Below are 23,979 nucleotides of genomic sequence, written 5' to 3'. Positions count from 1 at the left end.
GTGACGCGATCGCAGGCAGCACCGACGACGACGGGCCGCACCCCGAGAGGGTGCGGCCCGTCAACGTACTCCGGTCGCGGTCAGCTGCGGATCAGGCTGCGCAGCACGTACTGGAGGATGCCGCCGTTGCGGTAGTAGTCCGCCTCGCCGGGGGTGTCGATGCGCAGCTTGGCGTCGAACTCGACACTGTCACCATCAGCGGCTGCGCCGCGGGCTGCCGTGACCTTCAGCGTGTCCGGGATGCCGCCGTCGTTGAGACCGGTGACGCCCGTGATGGAGAAGGTCTCCTCGCCGGTCAGGCCCAGGGACTCGGCCGAGGCGCCCTCCGGGTACTGGAGCGGGAGGACGCCCATGCCGATGAGGTTCGAGCGGTGGATGCGCTCGTACGACTCGGCGATGACGGCCTTGACGCCGAGGAGCGCGGTGCCCTTGGCTGCCCAGTCGCGGGACGAGCCCGAGCCGTACTCCTTGCCCGCCAGGATGACCAGCGGGGTGCCGGCGGCCTGGTAGTTCTGCGACGCGTCGTAGATGTAGGAGACCGGTGCGTCGGGCTGGGTGAAGTCGCGGGTGAAGCCGCCCTCGGTGCCCGGCGCGATCTGGTTGCGCAGGCGGATGTTGGCGAACGTGCCGCGGATCATGACCTCGTGGTTGCCTCGGCGCGAGCCGTACGAGTTGAACTCGCGACGCTCGACGCCGTGCTCCGTGAGGTACTGACCGGCCGGGGTGTCGGCCTTGATCGCACCGGCCGGGGAGATGTGGTCGGTGGTGACCGAGTCGCCCAGCTTGGCCAGGACGCGGGCGCCCGCGATGTCCTCGACCGGGGTCGTCTCCATCGTCATGCCCTCGAAGTACGGGGGCTTGCGCACGTAGGTGGACTCGTTGTCCCACTCGAAGGTGTTGCCGGTGGGGATCGACAGGGCCTGCCACTGGGCGTCGCCCGCGAAGACGTCCTGGTAGGACTTGTTGAACATGTCCTCGCCGATGGAGTTGGCGACGACGTCGTTCACCTCGGCCTCGGTCGGCCAGATGTCGGCCAGGTAGACCGGCTTGCCGTTCTGGTCGGTGCCGAGGGCCTCCGTGGTGATGTCGACCTTCATCGAACCGGCGATGGCGTACGCGACGACCAGCGGCGGGGAGGCCAGGTAGTTCATCTTGACGTCGGGGTTGATGCGGCCCTCGAAGTTCCGGTTGCCGGAGAGGACCGACGTGACCGCGAGGTCGTTGTCGTTGACGGCCTTGGAGACCTCCTCGGGCAGCGGGCCCGAGTTGCCGATGCAGGTGGTGCAGCCGTAACCGACCAGGTTGAAGCCGACCTTGTCGAGGTACGGGGTGAGCCCGGCCTTGTCGAAGTAGTCGGTGACGACCTTGGAGCCCGGGGCGAGGGTGGTCTTGACCCACGGCTTGCGGGTCAGGCCCTTCTCGACGGCCTTCTTCGCGACGAGCGCGGCGGCGACCATCACGTACGGGTTGGACGTGTTGGTGCAGGAGGTGATGGCCGCGACCGTCACCGCACCGTGGTCCAGCTCGTACGTGGAGCCGTCGGCGGCGGTCACGGTGACCGGGTTCGACGGTACGGCGGCACCGGTGGAGGAGGCGTGCTCGGGCGCGCCGGCGCCGTTGTCGTCGCTGCCGTAGGCCGGGGCGTCACTGGCCGGGAAGGACTCGTCGCTGGCCTCGTCGACCGGGGAGCCCTGCGCCTTGGCCGGCTGCGGGACGGGCGCGTCGACGTAGTTGAGGACGTCCACGGCGAACTGCTCGGCGGCGTTGGCGAGGACGATGCGGTCCTGCGGGCGCTTCGGGCCGGCGATGGAGGGGACGACCGTGGAGAGGTCGAGCTCCAGCTTCTCGGAGAAGTCCGGCTCGGCGGCCGGGTCCAGCCACAGGCCCTGCTCCTTGGCGTACGCCTCGACGAGCGCGACCTGCTGCTTGTCGCGGCCGGTCAGACGCAGGTACTTCAGCGTCTCGTCGTCGATCGGGAAGATCGCGGCGGTGGAGCCGAACTCCGGCGACATGTTGCCGATGGTGGCGCGGTTGGCGAGCGAGGTGGCGGCGACGCCCTCGCCGTAGAACTCGACGAACTTGCCGACGACGCCGTGCTTGCGCAGCATCTCGGTGATCGTGAGGACCAGGTCGGTGGCGGTGGTGCCGGCCGGGAGCTCACCGGTCAGCTTGAAGCCGACGACGCGCGGGATGAGCATGGAGACCGGCTGGCCGAGCATCGCGGCCTCGGCCTCGATGCCGCCGACGCCCCAGCCCAGCACGCCCAGGCCGTTGACCATGGTGGTGTGCGAGTCGGTGCCGACGAGGGTGTCGGGGTACGCCTGGCCACCTCGGACCATGACCGTACGGGCCAGGTGCTCGATGTTGACCTGGTGGACGATGCCGGTGCCCGGGGGGACGACCTTGAACTCGTCGAAGGCGGTCTGGCCCCAGCGCAGGAACTGGTAGCGCTCCTTGTTGCGGCCGTACTCCAGCTCCACGTTCTGCTGGAAGGCGTTGGCCGTGCCGAACTTGTCGGCGATGACGGAGTGGTCGATGACCAGCTCGGCCGGGGCCAGCGGGTTGATCTTCGCCGGGTCGCCGCCCAGCTCCTTCACGGCCTCACGCATGGTGGCGAGGTCCACGACACAGGGCACGCCGGTGAAGTCCTGCATGATCACGCGGGCCGGCGTGAACTGGATCTCCTGGCTGGGCTGGGCCTGGGAGTCCCAGTTGCCGATCGCCCGGATGTGGTCGGCGGTGATGTTCGCGCCGTCCTCCGTGCGGAGCAGGTTCTCCAGCAGCACCTTCAGGCTGTAAGGGAGGCGCGCGGAGCCCTCGACCTTGTCCAGCTTGAAGATCTCGTACGACTCGTCGCCCACGCGCAGCGTGCTGCGGGCGTCGAAGCTGTTCGCCGACACGACAGTCTCCTTCAGTCAAAAAAGTGCGCGTTCTACCGCAATACAGCAATCCTGCCGCCACGACTCCGGGCCGACCCGCTAAGGTAAGGCTTAGTTAGGTGACCCTTACCAGAAGTGGCGACTGCGGCGCGCTGGGCAGATATCTCGATGTCGAGATAACTCTAGTACATGGCCGCTGTTCGGTCATGCCCGGCCGGGGCCGGAAGGGAAAGGTGCGGGCAGGATCGCATTCGAGGAGCACGAGCGCCGGGCGGTACCTAGCATCGGGCCATGGACGTCTCCCTGCACACCAGCTCCCTTCCGCACGACGACCCGGACGCCTCGCTGGTCTTCTACCGCGATGTCCTCGGCTTCGAGGTGCGCAGCGATGTCGGCCAGGGAAAAATACGCTGGATCACGGTCGGCCCGGCGGGGCGGCCCGATACCGCGCTCCTGCTCGCGCCGTCGGGCGCCGACCCCGGGATCACCGAGGACGAGCGCCGCACGATCGCCGAGATGATGGCCAAGGGGACGTACGGCTGGATCCTGCTGGCGACACATGATCTCGACGCCACCTTCGAGAGGGTCAGCGCGAACGGCGCCGACATCGTGCAGGAGCCGACCGAGCAGCCGTACGGGATACGCGACTGCGCCTTCCGCGACCCGGCGGGCAACCTGATCCGCATCCAGGAACTGCGCTGACGGCAGCCGTACCGGTCAGGACGGTACGGCGGTGTCGTGCCGGCCCGGACGGGTTCGTGTGGGAAGCAACCGGGGCGTCGTCGCTCGCGTCCTCCACTCTGGCGCCCGTCGGTGCCACGGGCGAACGGGAGCAAGCATGACGGACGCACCACCTCGCGGACTCGCGGAGCGGCTTCGGGACACCCGGGCGAGGCTGGAGAACGACATCGACCTGTGGGTGGCGACGGCGGGCTCGGCGGACGGCTCCCCCGGCGGCGTCCACCTCGTTCCGCTCTCCTTCCTCTGGGACGGGTCCGCGTTCCTGCTCTCCACGCCCCGCGCGTCGGTCACCGGGCGCAACCTCCTGGCGGACGGGCGGGTGCGGCTGAGTCTGGGTCCCACCCGTGACGTCGTCCTCGTCGACGGCGTCGCGGAGCCGGTGGACCTCGCCGACCTCGATCCGAGGACGGGCGGGGCGTTCGCCGCCAAGACCGGTTTCGACCCGCGCGAGCTCGCCTCGACGTACCAGTACTTCCTGGTCCGGCCGCGGCGCGTGCAGGCCTGGCGGGAGGCCAACGAGCTGCGGGGGCGCGACCTCATGCGGGACGGTCACTGGCTCGGCTGAACGGTGCACGACGACGACCGCGCACGGCTGGGCGGACGGCGAACCGGCAGGGGGCAGAACGGCCGCGGAAGGATTGCGCGGCAGCGGACGGGGAGGCGACAGACCGATCGCACGGCCGGCAACTAGCATGATCGCAGGGCCCGTTCAGGCCCGGGCGCTCCTCGCGCGCGCCCAGCCCCCCACCCCCGGCAGTTCCGTGAAGGAGTTCCCCCGCATGCCACACCCCCAGTCCTCCTCTGGTCCGCGCGTCACCATCACCGGTGTCCCGGTGTCCGACGGCGAGGCGGGACCGTACGGCATCGCCACCGGTCCGGACGGCGCGCTGTGGTTCACCAAGGTGCACGAGGGCAGCGTCGGCCGGGTCTCGCCCCGCGGCGGAGTGTCGTCGTACCCGCTCTCCTCCGCGGACAGCGGGCCCACCGTGATCGCCGCGGGACCCGGCGACGGGGCACTGTGGTTCACCGAGTACAAGGGGCACCGGATCGGCCGGATAGCCGCGGACGGCACGGTCGACTCGTTCGCGCTGCCGACCCCGGAGTGCGGGCCGTACGGGATCGCGGCGGGCGGGGACGGCGCGGTGTGGTTCACCGAGATGAACACCGACCGGATCGGCCGGATCACCACCGACGGCGAGGTGAGCGAGTTCGTGCTGCCCCGAACCGTCGCCGGGGGTTATCCGTCCGCCATCGCCGCGGGTCCGGACGGGGAGCGGATGTGGTTCACGCTGAACCTGGCCAACGCGGTCGGCTCGATCCGTACCGACGGAAGCGGCATCGAGATCCACCCGCTGCCCACCCCCGAGGCCGGCCCGGTCGGCATCACGGCGGGACCCGACGGGGCCATGTGGTTCGTCGAGATCGGGGCGGGACAGATCGGCCGGATCGACGCCGCCGGCAGGATCCGCGAGTTTCCACTGCCCGACCGGACCTCGCGCCCGCACGCCCTGGTGACCGGCGGCGACGGCGCGCTGTGGTTCACCATGTGGGGCGCCAACCGGGTCGGCCGCATCACCGCCGACGGCAGCCGGATCGACGAGTACGCCGTCCCCTCCCCCGCCTCCGAGCCGCACGCCATCGCGCTGGGCGCCGACGGGGCGTTGTGGGTGGCGATGGAGACGGGGTCGCTGGCCCGGGTCGGGATCGCCTGACGCGCCTTCTCCGCACCTCCCGACCTCTCCGGCAAACAGGCCAAAGGGTGGCCTGTTTGCCGGAGAGGCTGTTCCGCACAGGACGACACCGCACGGGCGGTGGCGAGGTGAGGAGCATGGCAGTGGTGCATACGGAAGAGTTCGGGGACTTCCCCCGCGTCGAGGGGTCGGTGCACTTTCCCGGTGACGAGGGGTACGAGGCGGAACTCGCCGGATTCCAGACGGCGTACACCCACCGGCCCGACGTGGTCGTCGTCGCGGGGAGCGCCGAGGACGTACGGATCGCCGTGGCGTACGCGGCGGGGCGCAAGCTGCCCGTCGCGGTGCAGGCCACCGGGCACGGGCTGTCGGTCGCCGCGGACGGCGGGGTGCTGGTCGCCACCCGCGCGCTGGACGGCGTGCGCGTCGACGCCGAGGCGGGCACGGCGTGGATCGGGGCGGGCGCGCGGTGGGAGCGGGTCGTCGAGGAGGCGGCCGGGCACGGGCTGGCGCCGCTGAGCGGATCGTTCCCCGGGGTGGGCGCGGTGTCGTACCTGCTGGGCGGCGGAATCGGCCTGCTGGCGCGGGAGTTCGGGTACGCGTCGGACCACGTCCGTACCGTCGAAGTGGTCACCGCCGACGGACAGGCGCGGACGGTCGACGCGACGAGCGACCCGGAACTGTTCTGGGCGCTGCGCGGCGCCGGGCACAACTTCGGGGTCGTGACCGCGATGGAGGTGGGCCTGGTCCCGGTGCGACGGGTCTACGGCGGCGGGCTGCTCTTCGACGGGGAGCACGCGCACGAACTGATGCGGGTGTACGGGGAGTGGACGGCGACCGTGCCCGGGACGCTGACCTCGTCGATCGGGTTCGTCCCCTACCCCGACCTGCCGATGCTCCCCGACGACCTGCGCGGACGGTACGTGGCGCACGTCCGCGTCGTGTTCAACGGGCCCGCCGAGGAGGGGGAGCGGCTCGTCGCCCCGCTGCGGGCGGTCGCGCCCCGGCTGGCGGACGACCTCCGCGACATGCCGTACACGGAGAGCGGCCACATCTACCGTGAGCCGCCCTTCCCGCACGCGTACGCGGGTACGGGTGTGCTGCTCCGCGCCCTCCCGGACGGGAGCACGCTCGACGGGGTGCTCAAGGCGACGGGCCCGTCCGCCGGGATCATGTGCGTACTCGGAGTGCGGCACCTCGGCGGGGCGCTGGCGCGGACGCCGGAAGGCGGCGGCGGCGCGGTGGGACACCGGGACGCGCAGTACCTCGTACAACTCCTCACACCGATCGACGGAGCGGCGGACCTCGGCCTCTCCCGTGACGTGCAGCGGGAGGTGAGGGCGGCGCTCGCGCCGTGGACGACGGGCAGCGCGCTGCTCTTCGAGTTCGGGGACGGGGAGCGGGCTTCGCAGGAGCAGACCCGAGGCGGATTCTCTCCCTCCGATTACTTGCGGTTGCGGCAGCTCAAGCGGCACCTGGACCCCGACAACCTCTTCCGTTACAACCGCAACATCGCCCCCTCGGAGCGCTGAACGCGGCTGACGGATCGCCAGGCCCGTCACCCCCTTGGCCCAGTCGAGTGAGTTGTCATCTCATATCTGAGATAGCCTTCCCCCCATGGCAGACGACTACCTCGTACGCATCGGCAAGCTCATCCGTGACGCGCGTCAGCACCGTGGCTGGACCCAGACGCAGCTCGCGGACGCACTCGGCACCAGCCAGAGCGCGGTGAACCGGATCGAGCGCGGCAACCAGAACATCAGCCTTGAGATGATCGCCCGAATCGGTGAAGCCCTCGACAGCGAGATCGTGTCGCTCGGGTACTCGGGTCCGATGCATCTGCGCGTGGTGGGGGGTCGTCGCCTGTCCGGCGCGATCGACGTCAAGACCAGCAAGAACGCGTGCGTGGCGCTGCTGTGCGCGACCCTCCTCAACAAGGGCCGCACGGTGCTGCGCAAGGTGGCACGCATCGAGGAGGTGTACCGCCTTCTGGAGGTACTCAGCTCGATCGGCGTCCGCACGCGCTGGGTCAACGACGGCAAGGACCTGGAGATCGTCCCGCCCGCCGAACTGGACATGGCGGCGATGGACGCCGACGCGGCCCGCCGGACCCGCTCCATCATCATGTTCCTCGGCCCGCTGCTGCACCGCATGGACCGGTTCAAACTGCCGTACGCGGGCGGCTGCGACCTCGGCACGCGCACGATCGAGCCGCACATGATCGCGCTGCGCCGCTTCGGCCTGGACATCACCGCGACCGAGGGCATTTACCACGCGGAGGTCGAGAGGTCGACCGGCCCCGACCGGCCGATCGTCCTGACCGAGCGCGGCGACACGGTGACCGAGAACGCCCTGCTGGCCGCCGCCCGGCACGACGGCACGACCGTCATCCGCAACGCGTCCTCCAACTACATGGTCCAGGACCTGTGCTTCTTCCTGGAGGCGCTCGGCGTCAAGGTCGAGGGCGTCGGCACGACGACGCTTACCGTGCACGGCGTGCCGGAGATCGACGTGGACGTGGACTACTCCCCCTCCGAGGACCCGGTCGAGGCGATGAGTCTGCTGGCCGCGGCCGTCGTCACCGAGTCCGAGCTGACCATCCGCCGGGTGCCGATCGAGTTCCTGGAGATCGAACTCGCGGTGCTGGAGGAGATGGGCCTCGACCACGACCGCTCGGCCGAGTACCAGGCCGACAACGGGCGTACGCGCCTGGTGGACCTGACGGTGCGCCCGTCGAAGCTCGAAGCGCCCATCGACAAGATCCACCCCATGCCGTTCCCCGGCCTCAACATCGACAACGTGCCCTTCTTCGCGGCCATCGCGGCGACCGCACAGGGCCAGACCCTCATCCACGACTGGGTCTACGACAACCGCGCGATCTACCTGACCGACCTCAACCGCCTCGGCGGCCGCCTCCAGCTCCTGGACCCGCACCGGGTACTGGTCGAGGGCCCGACCCGCTGGCGCGCCGCCGAGATGATGTGCCCCCCGGCCCTGCGCCCGGCCGTGGTCGTCCTCCTCGCCATGATGGCCGCCGAGGGCACGTCCGTACTGCGCAACGTGTACGTGATCAACCGGGGTTACGAGGACCTGGCGGAGCGGCTGAACTCGGTGGGCGCGCAGATCGAGATCTTCCGGGACATCTGACGAAAGCCGGTACGCAGGGGTATCGGTGGGCCTCCTCCCTCAGGAGGAGGCCCACCGGGCCGCTGGTCCCGGGTCGGGGCGCGGACGGGACCCAGGTCCTCGTGCCCGGGGGCGATGTGCCGCACCGGGTCGGATTCCTAACGTCGAGGCAACCCACGACGTACGGAGACCCATGTCCCCTCTGCACCCCGCCGCGCGCCGCGCCTCCGCCGCCGGGCTGGCCCTCGCCGCCTGTCTGAGCACGTCCCCCTCCCTGGCCTCCGACGCCGGGACGGCTGCCGGCCCCGGATTCAGGGCTTCGACAGGTCAGGCGTCCCATGCTCCCACCGGAAACGGCTCCTGGTCATCGCTCGACCGCTACTACCGGCAACGCCCCGACTGGGGCAGCTGCGCCCGGAGCACCCAGGACGCGGCGGGCCGTGCCATGGACGGCACCGGACTGCAATGCGCCGCCCTGAGCGTGCCGTTGGACTACGCCGACCCCGGGGGACGCACGATCACCCTGGCGGTTTCCCGGCTCAAGGCCACCGGCACCCGACACCGCATCGGCGCGATCCTCCTCAACATCGGCGGCCCCGGCGGGCCCGCTCTCCAGGCCCCGCCGGTCATCCGCAAGGCGATGAAGGACGTCGGTCCGCGCTACGACATCGTCGGCTTCGACCCGCGCTTCGTCGGACGCAGTACGCCGCTGGACTGCGGCTGGCCCGTCGGGACGGCCTGGTTCTCGGCCGGTGCGGGCCGGGCCGGCTTCGACCGCCAGGTCGCTCTGCAGAAGAACCTGGCGGCCAAGTGCCGTTCCGCGGGCACCTCCGTACTCCCCCGCGTCGGCACAACACTGCCGGCCTCGGTGCTTCCGCACGTCACCACTCGCAACACGGCCCGCGACATGGACGTGATCCGCGGCGCGCTCGGCGAGCGGAAGATCTCCTACCTGGGCTACTCGTACGGCACCTACCTGGGCACGGTCTACACGCAAATGTTCCCCGGCCGCTACGACCGGGTGGTGCTCGACGGCGCGTTCGCCCCGGCCGACTACGGACCGCGGATGCTCAAGGGCTCCGAGCGCGAGAACGAGAAGGCGCTCGCCGACTGGGCCGGGTGGGCGGCGGGACGCCACAACACCTACGGCCTGGGGCGTAGCCGGGCGGCGGTGCTCGCCACCGTCGAGCGCGTCGTCGCGGCGTCCGCGCGCGAACCGTTGCAGATCGGCACCGGCGCCGACGCCTTCCGGCTCGACGACACCCAGGTGCCCGCGCTCCTCTACTCGGCCACGGCGGACGACACCGACCCTGCGCGCGCCGCCTTCAGCGAGCAGATGTCCGTACTGGCCGGGGCGGCCGCCGGAGCGGCACCGGTGGCGCTGTCACCGGAGTTCGCCGCGGCTCTGCGCTACGTGCTGCACGGTGGGGGCGAGCCCTCGGGCGTGCAGCACGCCGTCCTCTGCGGGGACGTGGCCGCCCCACGCGCGCCCCGCACCTACTGGCGGGACGTCGAACGCAGCCGTGCGGCCCACCCGTTGTTAGGTCCACTCACCCACAACATCGGCCCGTGCGCCTTCTGGGACCGGCCGCGTGAGGAGCCCACCCGGGTGCAGCGCGACGCCAAGGCGCTGATCGTGGCCGCCACCGGCGACCCGCGCACCACGTACCGGAGCAGCGTCGCCCTGCACGACCAGCTGCCGGGCTCCGCACTCCTCACCCTGAAGGGCGCCAACCGGCACGGACTCTACGGGCGTTACGGCAGCACGTGCGTGGACGACGAGGTCAACCGGTACCTGGCCACCGGCGAACTGCCGCGGCAGGATCCCACCTGCGTCAAGGCACCACGGGCGGACTCGTAGTGCTTCGTTCCGCCGCAGCGCCGTCGTGCCTTCGCCTGCCCCGGGGCGGGCGCCGTCGGCATCTTGATGCCGGCGCTAGGTGCGCGGCGCACGGGGCGGGTCGGCCGCCAGGGCCCGGTGCATGCGGTCCAGCCGGGCCCGCAGGCGCCGGTTCTCCGTGACGAAAAGGACGGCGAGCACGCACCAGAGCAGAAGGGCGAGCACGGAGTACGGCAGCTCCATCCCCCACAGGGACGCGACACCGATACCGGCCAGGAGAACGAAGAAGACCGCAACCACCCGTTTCCGGTTGCGCATACGGCTGCGGCGCCTGGTGACCAGGGCACGCATGGCCTCCCGGTCCTGTGCTCGGTCGGGCACTTCGCCGCGCCTCAACTGCGTCTCAAAGACGGCAAGTTCGGGCAGGGAGACTCCGCTCGCCCTCGCTTCGGAACGGCTCCGGCAGCTGCTCACACCCGCCGACGTCAGGCCGATCAGGCCACCCAGGAGGGCGCTTCGCGCCCAGGGCGACCCCCACTCGACCGACCCGTACACCAGCAGCACGACGATCCAGACCGGCACCAGGTACAGCCACGGACGGTCGTTCAGCCACGCGGTCGCGCGCCGCAACGCGCTCGGGGCGCGGGAGGAGGCGTCCGGCATCTAGCGTCGCCCCGCACGCTCGGGTTCTTCGGCGGACGAGGCTGTGCCCAGCGCCCTCTCCATGGCGGTCAGCCTGGTCCGGGTACGCCGGGCGACCCAGACGAACCAGGCGATGAAGACGACGACGCCCGCGCCCGCCCACACATACCGGGGGCCCAGCGGTCCCACCAGCATGAGCAGCGCGATGCCGCCCATCATCAGACACCACAGGGGCAGCAGCCACTTCAAGTGCCGCGAGGTGTGCCGGCGCTTCGCCACGAGCCGCCGCATCTCCTCGCGCCCGGCCTCGTCCTTCGGCACCTCGCCCCGCTGGAGCTGCCGGTCCCGGGAGACCAACCGGTCCTCCCCGGCACCCATCGCCTCGCAGTCCTTGCGTCGGCGGTAGGTCAGGATGCCCATCGCGATCGCCGTCATGCCGGCCGCCCGCAGCGCGGCGCTCAGGAGCGACCGGTCAGGACTGAGCAGGACCAGCACCCCGGTGGCGGACAGCCAGCTCAGCAGGGCGTACACCCACAGGTGACGGTCGAGCCACTCGGTGGCCTGGCGCATCGGACTCTCCGCACATTCCGCAGACGGGTAGAAGTCTCACGCGTACCCGATAACTGCATTGACATGAGGGGGAGTTGCTCCATATCTGTGCTGCGTCAGCCGCGTCGTTCGCAGCAGCCAAGCAATGCCGTCGGCGGCACCGGCGCCGTGGTTACCGCTCCGCGAGCGGGGCCGGGACCTCCTGCAGCACCCAGCCGTTCCCGTCCGGGTCCTTGAAGTAGGCCCACGAGTTCCAGGTGTCGCCCTTCCCCTCCGTCCATCCCTTCTCCCCCAGATGCATCACCGGGCTCACCTCCACACCCCGCCCCGCCAGCTCCTCCCGCGCGGCCTCCACGTCGACCACGCAGAGCTGGAGCCCCTGCAGCGCTCCCGGCTCCGTCGGAGTGACCCATTGGGCGGGCGGTGCCATGCCCTGCGTCAGCGCGATCGAGCACCGCGACCCGGGCGGGGTGAGCTGGACGACCCGCGCCGACTGCCCCATCTGCATGTCGACGTCGGCCGTGAACCCGCACTTCTCTGCGTAGAAGTCCTTCGCGCGGTCCAGATCACTCACCGGGACGATGACGACTTCGAGCGTGTACTCCATGGATGGCCCTCCGTTGCCCGGCACTGCCGGGTGCTGACTCGGACGTCCCCATCCTGGTGCGCCGGTGCGTCCCCCGCTAGCGGACGCCCAGCTTCCGGGCGGTCGGCCGGCTCGGTTCCACCGGCTCGTCGCGGGCCTGTGCCCACAGTGACCGCACGTGCCCCAGATGGCGGGCCATGCACGCCTCCGCCGCCGCCACGTCCCCGGTCAGCATGAGGTCGAGCAGCTCGATGTGCTCCTCGGCGGACGGCAGCAGCTCGTTGCGCTCGTCGAGCCGGGTCAGGCCGTAGAGGCGGGAGCGTTTGCGCAGGTCACCGACGGTTTCCACCAGCCGTTCGTTGCCGGCGAGGCCGAGCAGGGTGAGGTGAAAGCGGCGGTCGGCCTCCAGGTAGCCGATGAGGTCGTGCTCGCGCGCGGCAGCGACGATCTGTTCGGCGTCCGGGCGCAGCGCCTCCAGCTGCTCGCGCGTGGCGGACCGGGTCACCCGGCCGACGACGGGCACCTCGATGAGGGCGCGGATCTCCGCGTACTGGTCGAGGTCGCGTTCGCTGACCTCGGTGATCCGGAAGCCTTTGTTCCGCACGGGCTCGACCAGGCCCTCCCTGGCCAGGTCGAGCATCGCCTCGCGCACGGGCGTCGCGGAGACGCCGAAATCGGCCGCGAGACCGGGTGCCGAGTAGACCGAGCCCGGTCGGAGTTCGCCCGCGATGAGTGCCGCGCGCAGAGCGTTCGCGACCTGGTCGCGCAGCCGCTCCTGGGCGGTGACGAGGTGACGTTGTCGCGTGAGTTCGCCCATGGCGGCCCTCCGGGTTGCTACGGACTGCCCAGCGTACAATGTCACGTTGCGCTGACGGTCGCCCGGTGGAGTGCGTAGGTCCGGGTGGACGTGCGGAAGTCGAGTGCGCCGCGGCCCTGTTCGCGCGGGCCGTGACGCGAGGACTTCGTGCCGCCGAACGGAAGGTGGAAGTCGGCGCCGGTGGAGGGGGCGTTGACACGGCCGGTCACGAAGACCTCCTCGCGCAGGAGCGGGTGCCCGGACGGCACCCGCTCGACGGGGCCCGGTTCGGCGTACGAGCCCGGCCCGGCCCCGCGCCTGCCGCCCAGCGGGGGGGGAGGTCACGCGCGGCGGTCAGCACCTTCTCGCGGGCGTTCTCGGAGATCATCGGGCCGCGTACGGTGGTCGGCCGGGACGGATCGGCCACCGGGGTCGCCCGTGGGGGTCGTGGCCCCGGTCGGCGGCCTCCGCCGTCGCCCAGGCACCGGTGGCGGGGACGTCGCAGCCGACGTCGCCGGGTTCGTCGGGACTGCGGGGGACGACCCGGGAGGCTGCCGTCGGGGTGCCGGTCACAGCAGGAATCCTCCGGGGAAGGGGTCGGTGGGGTCGAGGAAGTACTGGGCGGTGCCGGTGATCCAGGCGCGGCCGGTGACGGTGGGGACGACTGCGGGGAGTTCGCCGACGGTTGTGGTGTCGACGAGGCGGCCGGTGAACTGTGTTCCGATGAAGGACTCGTTGACGAAGTCGCGGTGCAGGGGCAGTTCGCCGCGCGCGTGCAGCTGTGCCATGCGGGCCGAGGTGCCGGTGCCGCACGGCGAGCGGTCGAACCAGCCGGGGTGGATGGCCATCGCGTGCCGGGAGTGGACGGCGTCCGAGCCGGGGGCGGCGAAGTAGACGTGCTTGAGGCCGCCGATGCGTTCGTCCTCGGGGTGTACGGGGCGGTGGCCGGCGGAGGCGTTGACGGCGTCCATCAGGGCGAGTCCCGCGGCGAGGATGTCGTCCTTGCGGGTGCGGTCGAAGGCGATGCCGTCCGGGCCGACGGTCTCCAGGGGTACGAAGGCGTAGAAGTTGCCGCCGTAGGCCACGTCGTAGGTGAGCGTGCCCAGTCCGGGGACGTCGATCTTGCGGTCGAGGGCGACGCTGAAGGCGGGGACATTGGTGAGGGTGACGGCGGTGGCGGCCCCGTCCGTGACCTGGACGCCGACGGAGACGAGCCCCGCGGGGGTGTCGAGACGGACGGTGGTGACGGGCTCGTGGATCTCGACCATGCCGGTCTCGACGAGGACGGTGGCGACGCCGATGGTGCCGTGGCCGCACATGGGGAGGGAGCCGGACACCTCGATGAACAGGACTCCGTAGTCGGCGTCCGGGCGGGTCGGCGGCTGGAGTATCGCGCCGCTCATCGAGGCGTGGCCGCGCGGCTCGTACATCAGGAGGGTGCGGACGGCGTCGCGGTGCTCGGCGAAGTGGAGTCGGCGCTCGGCCATGGTGGCGCCGGGTATGGGGCCGACACCACCGGTGATGACACGGGTCGGCATGCCCTCGGTGTGGGAGTCGACGGCGTGGAAGACATGACGGGTGCGCAAGTCGGCCTCCGGGGGCGCGGGTTGGCGCGGTCGGTCAGCGGTGACCGTCGGCGAGGAGCTTCTCGGTGACCGCGCGGACCGCGGCCTCCTGCCCGGCGGGGAGCGGGAAACGCGGGGGGCGGGTGGGGCCGCCGTGCTGCCCCACGAGATCCATGGAGAGCTTGATCGCCTGCACGAACTCGGGTTTGGAGTCCCAGCGCAGGAGCGGGTGCAGGGCACGGTAGAGGGGCAGCGCGGTGTCGAGGTCACCGGAGACGGCGGCCCGGTAGAGGGCGACGGAGGACGCGGGCAGCGCGTTGGGGCAACCGGCGATCCAGCCGACCGCCCCGGCGAGGGCGAGTTCGAGCAGGACGTCGTCGGCGCCTGTCAACAGGTCGAGATGGGGCGCGAGTTCGGCGATCTCGTAGGCGCGGCGGACGTCGCCGCTGAACTCCTTCACGGCCACGATGCTGCCGTCGGCATGGAGGGCGGCCAAAAGCTCGGGCGTCAGGTCGACCTTGGTGTCGAAGGGGTTGTTGTACGCGACGACGGGGACGCCGACGCGGGCGACCTCGGCGTAGTGCGCGCGTACCGCACCGGCGTCCGCTCTGAAGGCGTTGGGCGGCAGGAGGAGGACGGACCCGGCACCGGCGTCGGCCGCCTGCTCGGCCCAGCGTCGCGATTCGGCGCTGCCGTACGCGGCGACTCCCGGCATCACCCGGTCACCGCCCGCGACGTCGACGGCGGTACGGACGACCTGGGCGCGCTCGTCGTCGGTGAGCGTCTGGTACTCACCGAGGGAGCCGTTGGGCACGACTCCGTCGCAGCCCGCCGCGAGAAGGCGGGAGACCTGGGCGGCGTACGCGTCGTGATCGACGGTGAGGTCGGCACGGAAGGGCAGGGTGGTGGCGACCATGAGGCCGCGCCAGGGCCGGAGGCGGTCGTCGGCACCAGGTGTCGTGTTCATGTGCGCACTCCCTCATGTGGTGTGTGACATTTTACTGAAGGGCGGACGAATCCCGCAAGGGCACGGCAGCCGAACTCCCCTCAACCGTCGGAGAGTTCCGCCAGAGCGCCAAGGGCGACCGGGCAGGCGAGGGGACGCCGGTCGGGGGACGCGGTCGCACCGGCCAGGCAGGCGACCGCAGGACCGCACATCCGGCCCTGACACCAGCCCATGCCGGCGCGGGTGAGGAGCTTCACCGTACGGGCGTCCCGTGCCCCGAGGTCGTTCACGGCCTCCCGTACCCGGCTCGCCGTGACCTCTTCGCACCGGCAGACTTCGGTGTCGTCCCGCAACCACTCCGGCCAGGCCGGCCCGGGAGCGTGAGCGGCGGCCATGGCTTCACCGAAATGGCGGAGCCGGTCACGACGGCGCGCCAGGGAAGCCGCCCCCTCGCCACTTCGGCCAATGTCGCGGGCCGCCAACTCACCCTCCAGAAACGCGAGTGCAGCGCCTCCCACTCCCCCGGTCTCCCCGGCGGACCAGAGCCCGGGGACGGTGGTGCGCTGCCTGGCGTCGACGACCAGGGCGTGCGCGCCGTCCGGGGTGCGGCGGGTGGCGCAGCCCACGCCGGTCGCCAACTCCACCTGCGGGAGCAGCCCGTGCCCGACGGCCAGTACGTCGCACGGGATCCGCACCCCGGTCCCGGGCACCGCCCGCCACTCCTCGTCAAGCCGCGTGACGGTCACCGCCTCGACGCGCGTGGTGCCGTGCACGTCGGTCACGGCACTTCGGTTGCGTACCCGTATCCCGTGCCGGACGAGGGCTGCCGCATGCACCGCGCCCTCCGCGAGCTTGCCCGGGTTGGCGGCGAGCACGCCCGGACGCCGGGCGTACCCTCCGTAGCCGCTCGCCTCGACGACGACCGGCACGGTGGCGCCCGCGGCGGCGAGCGAGCCCGCGACGGCGAGAAGCAGCGGTCCGCTCCCCGCGACGACGACCCGGCGGCCCGGCAGCACCAGAGCGCCCTTGAGCAGCGCCTGCGCACCGTCGGCGCCGACAACCCCGGGCAGCGTCCAGCCCGGGAACGGGAGTTGGCGTTCATAGGCGCCGGTGGCGAGCAGCACCTTGCGGGCCCGGACGACGACCGTCTCGCCGCTCCCGTCCGGCCCGCGCGCCGCGTGCACGGCCCACTGTCCCGCCTCGCCGGTGACGGCCCAGACATGGTGCTCGGCGAGATGCCGGATCCGTCCGGCGGCCGTGTGCACGTCCAGTTGCGCGGCACGGCGGGCGAAGGCGGACCAGGAGTGGTGCAGCGCCTCGGGCCGCCGGGCGTGCAGCCCGGCCGCCGGCTGCCGGTAGAACTGGCCGCCGACGCGGGAGGCCGCGTCCACGAGGGCGACGTGCAGCCCGAGCCGGGCGGCGGTGACGGCGGCGGCGAGCCCGGCGGGCCCCGCGCCGACAACGGCGAGGTCGTACGGCCCCTGCTCCTCAGACGGCGAGGTCGGCACGTCCGTGTCCTTTCTGGGTGGTCACGGCGTCGCCCGGCCGGGCCGGAACGAGACAAGCGCGCTGGTTGGGGCGGGAGTTGATGGTCGCGAGGCAGTCGTAGCAGGATCCGATGGCGCAGAACGCCCCGCGTGGCTTCCCGGAACCGCGCGTGGTCCGCCAGGAGAGCACCCCGTCCGCCCACAGCGCGGCGGCCACGCTCTGCCCGTCGAACGCGGGTACCGGACGCCCGTCGAGGGTGATGTCGAACGGGGCCCCGGGGGTGGCGCGGGCGAGCCCGAGGGGACTGCGACGAGAACGGAACACGGTCGGACTCCTTCATCCGTCGGGCTCATGCGGAGAACCGACACGGAGGGCTCGCGCGGGGCGAGCGAACAGGGGGCTCGTGCGGCGGCTCCGCAGTGCTTCCCGCCCGGTGGATTCATGCCGGGGGCCGGTCGGTCGGGCCGGGTGCGGACGGCCACGCTCCGGCGTCCGCCCGGCCTGGTTGCGGCGGCCCTGATCCGAACCTCCCGGGACGGAACGCCCGGACGTCCACCGCCCTTCGATCGAGTCTCCCGCCACTCCCGGCCAGCCCGTCGGCGATCAACGCCCCCGTCGCCGGAGCCAGCCCCACGCCCGCCCCCTCGTGCCCGCACGCGTGCCACAGCCCCGGTACCCGCCCGTCCGCGCCGATCGCCGGATGGTGGTCGGGCAGGTACGGCCGGAACCCGTGGTAGGTGCGCATCACCCGCACCCCCCGCAACACCGGGAACAGTTCCTGGGCCTGGCGCGCCAGCTTCCCCAGCACTTCCGTCGAGAGCGACCTGTCGAACCCGACCCGCTCCCGGCTCGCCCCGATCAGCACCGGCCCGGCCGCCGTCCCTTCGACCACCGCCGACGTCTGGAGTGCCGCGGACCCGCTCGCCACGTCGGCCACATAGTCCGCCGCGTACACCTTGTGCCGTACGACCCGGGGCAGCGGCTCGGTGACGAGCACGAATCCGCGCCGGGGCAGCACGGGCAGCGACGTCCCGGCGAGTTCGGCGACCTGCCCGCCCCACGTACCGGCGGCGTTGACGACCGCGGGCGCCAGGAGGTCGCCGCGCGGCGTGCGCACTCCGCGCACCGCGCCGTCCGTGGTGCGCAGTACGCCGATGACCTCTTCGCCCAGCAGCAGTCGGGCCCCGGATGCCCTCAGGAGGTGGGCGGCGGCCAAGGCGGGCTGGACCTGGGCGTCCTGCGGGTAGCGGACCCCGCCCGCGAGCCCGGGGGCGAGGTGCGGTTCCACGTCGGCGAGGTGCGGGACGTCCTCGCACTGCACGCCCGCCGCGGCCTGCGTGGCGGCGAAGGTACGGAGCGCTGCGAGCCCGTCCTGCTGCGCCGCGACCACGAGGCCGCCCTTCGCCTCGTACTCGAAGGTGGCCGGGAACTCCTCCGCGAGTTCGCGCCACAGTCTCGTGGACAGCAGCGCGAGGTCGAGTTCGGGGCCCGGCTGCTTGTCGGAGACGAGCAGGTTGCCCTCACCGGCGCCGGTGGTGCCGCCCGCGACCGGGCCCCGGTCGACCACGGCGACGCAGAGCCCGGACCGGGAGGTGTAGAAGGCGCAGGCCGCGCCGACCACGCCGGCCCCGACGACGACAACATCGAAGGTGCGCCTCGTGAACACGGCAGTAATATGTCACACGACACCGCACCTGCCAAGGGACCCCCAACTCCCCTCGCCGCACGTGCGTTCCGGGCACGGCAGGGGCATCGCCGTCCGTCTACGGGGACGGCGACGACGTGCTCGAGTCGCCCCGTCGGCACGAGACCAGGCGTCGTCACAGCACGGCGATCCGGTCGTCTTGGCGTCGTCACAGCACGGCGATGCCGTCGAGTTCCACGAGCGCCTGCTCGTCCCACAGCCGGACCACGCCCACCACCGCCATCGCCGGGTAGTCCCGGCCCGCCAACCGACGCCAGATGCGGCCCAGTTCGGCCGCGTGCTCGCGGTAGTCGGCGACGTCCGTCGCGTAGACGGTCACCCGGGCCAGGTCGCCGGGAGCGCCGCCGGCCGCGGCGAGCGCGCCCAGCAGATTGCCGAGTGCCGTCTCGAACTGCTCCGGCAGCGTCGCGCCGACCACCTTTCCCGCCCCGTCGAGCGCGGTCTGGCCAGCCAGGAAGACCAGCCGGGACCCGCTCGCCGCCACGCTGACGGCGTGCGAGAAGCCGGTGGGCGGGGCGAGTTCGGCGGGGTTGTGGCGCTTGAGGGAGGTCATCGGGCGTACAGCTCCTTCGCGATGATGGTGCGCTGGACCTCGGTCGCGCCCTCGTAGATGCGGGGGGCGCGCACCTCCCGGTAGAGGTGTTCGAGGAGGTGGCCGCGCTGGAGGGCGCGGGCGCCGTGCAGTTGCACGGCCGCGTCCACGACGAACTGTGCGGTCTCGGTGGCGAAGAGCTTCGCCATGGCGGAACTCTTCGGCACCTGCGGTTCGTTCCTGTCGTACGCGGCCGCCGCCGCGTAGACGAGCAGCCGCGCCGCTTCCGTACGGGTGGCCATCTCGGCGACCCGGTGTGCCACGGACTGGAGGTCCTTCAACGGTCCGCCGAACGCGGTGCGTCCGGCGGTGTGGGCGAGCGTCGCGTCGAGTGCGGCCCGTGCCATGCCGACCGCGAAGGCGCCGACGCTCGGCCGGAAGAGGTTGAGGGTGTCCATGGCGACGCGGAAGCCCCTGTCCGGTGTGCCGATGACATCGGCTTCGGTGACGTGGACGGCGTCGAAGGCCAGGCTGCCGATGGGGTGCGGGGACAGCATGTCGAGCGCGGCACCGGTCAGTCCCGGGCGGTCCGCGGGAACGAGGAACGCGGTGACGCCGCGCGCGCCGCCGCCCGGGGTGGTACGGGCGAAGACGGTGTAGAAGTCGGCGTACGGCGCGTTGGAGATCCAGCACTTCTCACCGCTGAGCCGCCAGCCGCCTCCCCCGCCCGCTGCGGATCCTCCGCCTCCGGCGGTGCCGGTCACGGGTTCCGCCCGGAGTGCGAGCGACGCCGCGTCCGACCCGGCCCCCGGCTCGCTCAGCGCGAACGCGGCGACGGTACGCCCGGCCCGTACCCCCGGCAGCCAGCGGGCGCGCTGCTCGTCGCTGCCGGCGCGGGCCACCGGCGAGGCGCCCAGCCCCTGGAGCGCCAGGGCCGTCTCGGCCTCCGTGCAGCCGTGCGCGAGGGACTCCCGCATCAGGCACAGGTCGAGTGCTCCGGCGGTGAACAGGCGGTCCAGCAGGCCGAGTTCGCCCAGTGCGGTGACGAGTGGACGGTTGAGCAGGCCGGGCTCCCTCTTCTCCGCCAGGGGGCGCAGGCGCTCCGCAGCCAGCGCGCGCAACTCCTCGCACCACTCTTCCTGCTCCGGCTCCAGCGCGAATTCGGGCATCTGCGGCCCCTCTCATCTCGCGTGTTATCGCGGACCGTTGACTGTCGTCACCATCACGATACGCTCGTCGGTGCCAGCACTACAGCGCCGACAACACAGCTCTGCCGGACCACTCGCCCGCCCCGCCCGCCGGCCGCCACCGGGCCGTCGGTCGTCGCCGGACCCGTCAGCCGCAACCCGGACCGCTCGCTGCAAGGGGGCCAACCCGCCATGGCCATGGAGCTGCACCCCTCGGCCCACGCCGACACCTTTCCGCGCGACCACCTGCCGCCCGCCGAGCAGTGGCCCGAACTCCTCTTCGAACTGCCGGAACTCCACTACCCCGCCGGCCTCAACTGCGCCGTCGAGCTCCTGGACCGCACCCTTGAGCAGTTCCGCGCCGACCGGCCCGCCCTGCGCACGCTCTCCGGCGAGGTGTGGTCGTACGGGGAACTGCGCGACCACACCGACCAGATCGCGTACGTCCTGACACAGGATCTGGGCGTGGTTGCCGGAAACCGCGTCCTGCTGCGGGGGCTCACCACGCCCTGGCTGGTGGCCTGCTGGCTGGCCGTGCTGAAGGCGGGCGCGGTCGCCGTGACCGTGCTGGCTCAGCAGCGGGCGTCCGAACTGGCCGCGATCTGCGACATCGCGCAGGTCGGCCACGCGCTGTGCGACGTGAGAACCGTGGACGACCTGGTGAAGGCGGAGGTGCCCGGACTGCGCATCACCTCGTTCGGCGGGGACGCGCCGGACGACCTGGTGCGGCAGGCGGCGATCAAGCCGACGCGGTTCGAGGCGGTCCGGACCTCGTCCGACGACGTCGCGCTGATCGCCTTCACCTCGGGGACGACCGGACGCCCCAAGGGGTGCATGCACTTCCACCGGGACGTGCTGGCCATCGCGGACACCTTCTCCCAGCACGTGCTGAAGCCGGAGCCCGACGACGTGTTCACGGGCAGCCCGCCGCTCGGCTTCACCTTCGGACTCGGCGGTCTGGTGGTCTTCCCGATGCGGGTCGGTGCGTCCGCCCTGCTGCTGGAGCAGGCAGGCCCCCGGCAGTTGTTGCCGGCGCTGGCGGAGCACCGGGTGTCGGTGCTGTTCACCGCCCCGACTGCCTACCGGCTGATGCTGGACGAGGTCACCTCCCCCTCCGCGTACGACCTGAGCGCTCTGCGCCGCTGCGTCTCGGCGGGCGAGAACCTTCCGGAATCCACCTGGCGGGACTGGTTCGAGCGCACGGGCGTGCGGATCATCAACGGTATCGGCGCGACCGAGCTGCTGCACATCTTCATCTCTGCCGCCGACGAGGAGATCCGGCCCGGGACCACCGGCCGCCCGGTTCCCGGCTGGCAGGCGCGCGTGGTGGACGCGGCGGGCAACGAAGTCGCCGACGGGGTGCCGGGGCTGCTGGCCGTACGGGGACCCGTCGGCTGCCGGTACCTGTCGGACGAACGGCAACAGGTGTACGTGCGCGACGGCTGGAACCTCACCGGTGACACCTACGTGCGCGACGCGGACGGCTGTTTCCGCTATGTGGCACGAGCGGACGACATGATCATCTCCGCCGGGTACAACATCGCGGGCCCGGAGGTGGAGGACGCGCTGCTGCGCCACCCCGACGTGCTGGAGGCCGCGGTGGTCGGCCGCGAGGACGCCGTGCGCGGACAGGTCGTGGCCGCCTACGTGGTGGTACGGGAGGGAGTGCCGCGCAGCGAGGAAACGGCGGCGCTGCTGCGAGACTTCGTGAAGGCGGAGCTGGTCCCGTACAAGTGTCCGCGTGAGATCGAGTTCCTGGACGCGCTGCCGCGCACGCCCACGGGAAAGCTGCAGCGGTTCCGGTTGCGGCGGCCGGGTGCACGGCAGGCGGCGGCAACCGACGGCCCGAGGTCTCCCGCAGCCCCCGGGAACGTACAGTGATCACGTGGCTGACCTGCACACTCCCCGTTCCCTGATCATCACGCTGTACGGCGCCTACGGGCGCGGCGCGGGCGCCGAGACCGGTGCGGACGGTGAGGAGCCGGTGCCCGTCGCCTCGCTCATCCGGCTGCTCGCGGCCGTCGGCGTGGACGCGCCGTCCGTCCGCTCGGCGGTCTCCCGTCTGAAGAGACGCGGGCTGCTGGTGCCGGGGCGTACGGCCGGGGGCGCGGCCGGATACGCCCTGTCCGGCGACGCCCGCCAGCTCCTCGACGACGGCGACCAACGCATCTATTCCCGTACGGAACCCCGCGCGTCGGACGGCTGGGTGCTCGCGGTGTTCTCCGTCCCGGAGGCCGAGCGCGCCAAACGGCACGTGCTGCGCTCCCGGCTCGCCCGGCTCGGCTTCGGGACGGCGGCGCCGGGGGTGTGGATCGCTCCCGGCGGCCTCTACGACGAGACCCGGCACACTCTGCAGCGACTGCAGCTCGACGCGTACGTGGACCTGTTCAGGGGTGAGCACCTGGGGTTCGCGGCGACGCGGGAGGCGGTGGCGCGGTGGTGGGACCTGGGGGCGATCGCCCGGTTGCACGAGGAGTTCCTGGAGCGGCACGAACCGGTGCTGCGGGAGTGGCAGTCCAGGCCGCACGGCGCCCCGGCGTCGACCGGGCCCGGCGCCGAGCCGCCGTGGGACGCGGAGCGTGCCTACCGCGACTACCTCCTGGCCCTGGACTCGTGGCGGCGGCTGCCGTACGCGGACCCCGGTCTGCCGGTCGCGCTCCTGCCCGAGGACTGGCCGGGCGGCCGGTCGGCCGAGGTCTTCGCGGAGTTGCACGCCCGGCTGCGCGATGCGGGAGCGGCGTTCGTACGCCCGGACGCACTTGTACGACCGTAGGCCCGGCGCTGTGGAAAATGCGGCGCACGGTCTGCGGCCGGGTGCGCATCATGGGGCATGACCTGGACATTCAGCGAGGACCTCGACGCGTATCTGAGCGCTGCCGGTGCCGCGGTGGCCGCCCGGCCGGTGGAGAACACCGTGCTGCTGACCTGTGCGGCCGCGTTGCAGCGTCGCGGCTTGGCCGCCTTCGGTGAGGCCGCGCCGCTCTTCGGCTGGTGGCGCGGGGCGGGCGGTGAGGTGGACGCGGCGGCACTGTGGACGCCGCCGCATCCGCTGGTGGTGAGTGCCGTTCCGGTGGAGGCGGTGGACCCGCTGGCCCGCGCCTGCGAGCAGCACGGCGCGTCGGCGGTCGACGCCGAGCGGCGCCTCGCGGCGGCACTGGCCGGACAGTGGCCGGGATGCCGGAGCGTGCGGGAGCACCGCCTCTACCGGCTGGGCGAGCTGATACCTCCGTCGCCCGTTCCTTCGGGACGGGCACGCACCGCGACCGGCGCCGATCGGGCTCTGCTGGCCGACTGGTTCCGTGCTTTCGGCCGGGACACCGGGCTGCCGGCGGCGGGGGTGGAGGCTGCGGTGGCCGAGCGGTTGTCGTACGGCGGGCTGATGGTCTGGGAGCACGACGGCGCTCCGGTGTCCGTGGCCGGGGTGAGCCGCCCGGCCGAGGGCGCCGTGCGCCTGGCCCCGGTCTACACGCCGCCCGAGCGGCGCGGCCGGGGATTCGGAGCGGCGGTGACGGCGGCGCTGAGCTCGTCCGCGCGGGCCGCCGGGGCCTCGGAGGTGCTGCTCTTCACCGACCTGGCCAACCCGACCAGCAACGGGCTCTACCAGCGGCTCGGCTACCGGCCGGTGACGGACAGGGTGGTGATCGAACGAAAGGGGTGAGGTGACCGGAGCGTTCAAGGGGCAGGAAGCGCGCGCCCGGAGTGCGGC

Annotated in this window: 23 protein-coding genes; 9 read left to right on the top strand and 14 right to left on the bottom strand. The window is 72.1% G+C overall.

The window, feature by feature from the left end; genetic code table 11:
- Positions 1 to 80 precede the first annotated feature (80 nt).
- A complete protein-coding gene (locus HNQ79_RS04060) occupies positions 81 to 2,900 on the bottom strand; it encodes an aconitate hydratase (protein ID WP_185026950.1) in 2,820 nt (939 codons plus the stop codon).
- A 270-nt stretch (positions 2,901 to 3,170) separates the two neighbouring features.
- Between HNQ79_RS04060 and HNQ79_RS04055 the strand changes: the two genes are divergently transcribed.
- From HNQ79_RS04055 to HNQ79_RS04030, 6 genes are all read left to right on the top strand, one after another.
- Complete coding sequence (locus HNQ79_RS04055) at positions 3,171 to 3,581, top strand: VOC family protein (RefSeq protein WP_185026948.1); 411 nt, start codon at positions 3,171 to 3,173, stop codon at positions 3,579 to 3,581.
- Positions 3,582 to 3,717: 136 nt separating this feature from the next.
- On the top strand, positions 3,718 to 4,185 hold the full coding sequence (locus HNQ79_RS04050) for a pyridoxamine 5'-phosphate oxidase family protein (protein ID WP_185026946.1): 468 nt from the start codon (positions 3,718 to 3,720) through the stop codon (positions 4,183 to 4,185).
- A gap of 214 nt (positions 4,186 to 4,399) precedes the next feature.
- Entirely contained in the window at positions 4,400 to 5,332 is a 933-nt protein-coding gene (locus tag HNQ79_RS04045) for a Vgb family protein (RefSeq protein ID WP_185026944.1), read from the top strand.
- A 116-nt stretch (positions 5,333 to 5,448) separates the two neighbouring features.
- Positions 5,449 to 6,843 carry an FAD-binding oxidoreductase gene (locus HNQ79_RS04040; RefSeq protein WP_185026942.1) on the top strand — a complete coding sequence of 465 codons (1,395 nt, stop codon included), beginning with the start codon at positions 5,449 to 5,451 and terminating at the stop codon, positions 6,841 to 6,843.
- A gap of 85 nt (positions 6,844 to 6,928) precedes the next feature.
- Positions 6,929 to 8,458 carry a helix-turn-helix domain-containing protein gene (locus HNQ79_RS04035; RefSeq protein ID WP_185026940.1) on the top strand — a complete coding sequence of 510 codons (1,530 nt, stop codon included), beginning with the start codon at positions 6,929 to 6,931 and terminating at the stop codon, positions 8,456 to 8,458.
- 172 nt (positions 8,459 to 8,630) lie between these two features.
- The gene (locus tag HNQ79_RS04030; protein ID WP_185026938.1) at positions 8,631 to 10,298 is read left to right on the top strand and encodes an alpha/beta hydrolase; all 1,668 of its coding nucleotides are present in this window, start codon (positions 8,631 to 8,633) and stop codon (positions 10,296 to 10,298) included.
- 75 nt (positions 10,299 to 10,373) lie between these two features.
- Here HNQ79_RS04030 and HNQ79_RS04025 read toward each other — a convergent pair whose 3' ends face one another.
- The 13 genes from HNQ79_RS04025 to HNQ79_RS03965 form a co-directional block, all read right to left on the bottom strand.
- Positions 10,374 to 10,940, bottom strand: a complete 567-nt coding sequence (locus tag HNQ79_RS04025) for a hypothetical protein (RefSeq protein ID WP_185026936.1) — start codon at positions 10,938 to 10,940, stop codon at positions 10,374 to 10,376.
- Positions 10,941 to 11,489, bottom strand: coding sequence for a hypothetical protein (locus HNQ79_RS04020; protein WP_185026933.1), 549 nt, complete (start codon positions 11,487 to 11,489; stop codon positions 10,941 to 10,943).
- A gap of 151 nt (positions 11,490 to 11,640) precedes the next feature.
- Entirely contained in the window at positions 11,641 to 12,075 is a 435-nt protein-coding gene (locus HNQ79_RS04015) for a VOC family protein (RefSeq protein ID WP_185026931.1), read from the bottom strand.
- Positions 12,076 to 12,151: 76 nt separating this feature from the next.
- Entirely contained in the window at positions 12,152 to 12,871 is a 720-nt protein-coding gene (locus HNQ79_RS04010; protein WP_185026929.1) for a GntR family transcriptional regulator, read from the bottom strand.
- A 41-nt stretch (positions 12,872 to 12,912) separates the two neighbouring features.
- Complete coding sequence (locus HNQ79_RS04005; protein WP_185026927.1) at positions 12,913 to 13,080, bottom strand: hypothetical protein; 168 nt, start codon at positions 13,078 to 13,080, stop codon at positions 12,913 to 12,915.
- Between the two features lie 154 nt (positions 13,081 to 13,234).
- Positions 13,235 to 13,423 (bottom strand): hypothetical protein, encoded by a 189-nt coding sequence (locus tag HNQ79_RS04000; RefSeq protein ID WP_185026925.1) that lies wholly within the window; start codon positions 13,421 to 13,423, stop codon positions 13,235 to 13,237.
- Positions 13,420 to 14,436 (bottom strand): proline racemase family protein, encoded by a 1,017-nt coding sequence (locus tag HNQ79_RS03995; protein ID WP_185026923.1) that lies wholly within the window; start codon positions 14,434 to 14,436, stop codon positions 13,420 to 13,422. The genes HNQ79_RS04000 and HNQ79_RS03995 overlap by 4 nt, the downstream gene beginning before the upstream one ends.
- A 34-nt stretch (positions 14,437 to 14,470) precedes the next feature.
- Entirely contained in the window at positions 14,471 to 15,382 is a 912-nt protein-coding gene (locus tag HNQ79_RS03990; RefSeq protein ID WP_185026921.1) for a dihydrodipicolinate synthase family protein, read from the bottom strand.
- A gap of 80 nt (positions 15,383 to 15,462) precedes the next feature.
- Positions 15,463 to 16,869 carry an FAD/NAD(P)-dependent oxidoreductase gene (locus HNQ79_RS03985; RefSeq protein ID WP_185026919.1) on the bottom strand — a complete coding sequence of 469 codons (1,407 nt, stop codon included), beginning with the start codon at positions 16,867 to 16,869 and terminating at the stop codon, positions 15,463 to 15,465.
- Entirely contained in the window at positions 16,850 to 17,173 is a 324-nt protein-coding gene (locus tag HNQ79_RS03980; RefSeq protein ID WP_185026917.1) for a (2Fe-2S)-binding protein, read from the bottom strand. Before HNQ79_RS03980 ends, HNQ79_RS03985 begins: the two co-directional genes overlap by 20 nt.
- Positions 17,174 to 17,288: 115 nt before the next feature.
- Positions 17,289 to 18,515, bottom strand: a complete 1,227-nt coding sequence (locus HNQ79_RS03975; RefSeq protein WP_185026915.1) for an NAD(P)/FAD-dependent oxidoreductase — start codon at positions 18,513 to 18,515, stop codon at positions 17,289 to 17,291.
- A 187-nt stretch (positions 18,516 to 18,702) separates the two neighbouring features.
- Positions 18,703 to 19,107 carry a RidA family protein gene (locus tag HNQ79_RS03970; RefSeq protein ID WP_185026913.1) on the bottom strand — a complete coding sequence of 135 codons (405 nt, stop codon included), beginning with the start codon at positions 19,105 to 19,107 and terminating at the stop codon, positions 18,703 to 18,705.
- A complete protein-coding gene (locus HNQ79_RS03965; protein ID WP_185026911.1) occupies positions 19,104 to 20,255 on the bottom strand; it encodes an acyl-CoA dehydrogenase family protein in 1,152 nt (383 codons plus the stop codon). The genes HNQ79_RS03970 and HNQ79_RS03965 overlap by 4 nt, the downstream gene beginning before the upstream one ends.
- A gap of 216 nt (positions 20,256 to 20,471) precedes the next feature.
- Here HNQ79_RS03965 and HNQ79_RS03960 point away from each other — a divergent pair, with 216 nt between their 5' ends.
- From HNQ79_RS03960 to HNQ79_RS03950, 3 genes are read left to right on the top strand one after another with little or no spacing between them, the layout of a single operon-like run.
- On the top strand, positions 20,472 to 22,154 hold the full coding sequence (locus HNQ79_RS03960) for an AMP-binding protein (protein WP_185027617.1): 1,683 nt from the start codon (positions 20,472 to 20,474) through the stop codon (positions 22,152 to 22,154).
- A 4-nt stretch (positions 22,155 to 22,158) separates the two neighbouring features.
- The gene (locus HNQ79_RS03955) at positions 22,159 to 23,046 is read left to right on the top strand and encodes a PaaX family transcriptional regulator (RefSeq protein ID WP_185026910.1); all 888 of its coding nucleotides are present in this window, start codon (positions 22,159 to 22,161) and stop codon (positions 23,044 to 23,046) included.
- A gap of 57 nt (positions 23,047 to 23,103) precedes the next feature.
- Complete coding sequence (locus HNQ79_RS03950; RefSeq protein ID WP_185026908.1) at positions 23,104 to 23,931, top strand: GNAT family N-acetyltransferase; 828 nt, start codon at positions 23,104 to 23,106, stop codon at positions 23,929 to 23,931.
- Positions 23,932 to 23,979 lie beyond the last annotated feature (48 nt).

This window comes from Streptomyces candidus (assembly GCF_014207445.1).
GTDB classification, from domain to species: Bacteria; Actinomycetota; Actinomycetes; order Streptomycetales; family Streptomycetaceae; genus Streptomyces; species Streptomyces candidus.
The sequence above is the reverse complement of the archived record's forward strand: the minus strand, read 5'-3'. Positions and strand labels throughout refer to the sequence as shown.

Coding starts and splice junctions, on each gene's coding strand:
- HNQ79_RS03970 (WP_185026913.1), bottom strand. CDS start 19,107: ATGACCTCCCTCAAGCGCCACAACCCCGCCGAACTCGCCCCGCCCACC.
- HNQ79_RS04035 (WP_185026940.1), top strand. CDS start 6,929: ATGGCAGACGACTACCTCGTACGCATCGGCAAGCTCATCCGTGACGCG.
- HNQ79_RS04015 (WP_185026931.1), bottom strand. CDS start 12,075: ATGGAGTACACGCTCGAAGTCGTCATCGTCCCGGTGAGTGATCTGGAC.
- HNQ79_RS04020 (WP_185026933.1), bottom strand. CDS start 11,489: ATGCGCCAGGCCACCGAGTGGCTCGACCGTCACCTGTGGGTGTACGCC.
- HNQ79_RS04010 (WP_185026929.1), bottom strand. CDS start 12,871: ATGGGCGAACTCACGCGACAACGTCACCTCGTCACCGCCCAGGAGCGG.
- HNQ79_RS04045 (WP_185026944.1), top strand. CDS start 4,400: ATGCCACACCCCCAGTCCTCCTCTGGTCCGCGCGTCACCATCACCGGT.
- HNQ79_RS03965 (WP_185026911.1), bottom strand. CDS start 20,255: ATGCCCGAATTCGCGCTGGAGCCGGAGCAGGAAGAGTGGTGCGAGGAG.
- HNQ79_RS04030 (WP_185026938.1), top strand. CDS start 8,631: ATGTCCCCTCTGCACCCCGCCGCGCGCCGCGCCTCCGCCGCCGGGCTG.
- HNQ79_RS03960 (WP_185027617.1), top strand. CDS start 20,472: ATGGAGCTGCACCCCTCGGCCCACGCCGACACCTTTCCGCGCGACCAC.
- HNQ79_RS04040 (WP_185026942.1), top strand. CDS start 5,449: ATGGCAGTGGTGCATACGGAAGAGTTCGGGGACTTCCCCCGCGTCGAG.
- HNQ79_RS04055 (WP_185026948.1), top strand. CDS start 3,171: ATGGACGTCTCCCTGCACACCAGCTCCCTTCCGCACGACGACCCGGAC.
- HNQ79_RS04025 (WP_185026936.1), bottom strand. CDS start 10,940: ATGCCGGACGCCTCCTCCCGCGCCCCGAGCGCGTTGCGGCGCGCGACC.
- HNQ79_RS04050 (WP_185026946.1), top strand. CDS start 3,718: ATGACGGACGCACCACCTCGCGGACTCGCGGAGCGGCTTCGGGACACC.
- HNQ79_RS03990 (WP_185026921.1), bottom strand. CDS start 15,382: ATGAACACGACACCTGGTGCCGACGACCGCCTCCGGCCCTGGCGCGGC.
- HNQ79_RS03950 (WP_185026908.1), top strand. CDS start 23,104: ATGACCTGGACATTCAGCGAGGACCTCGACGCGTATCTGAGCGCTGCC.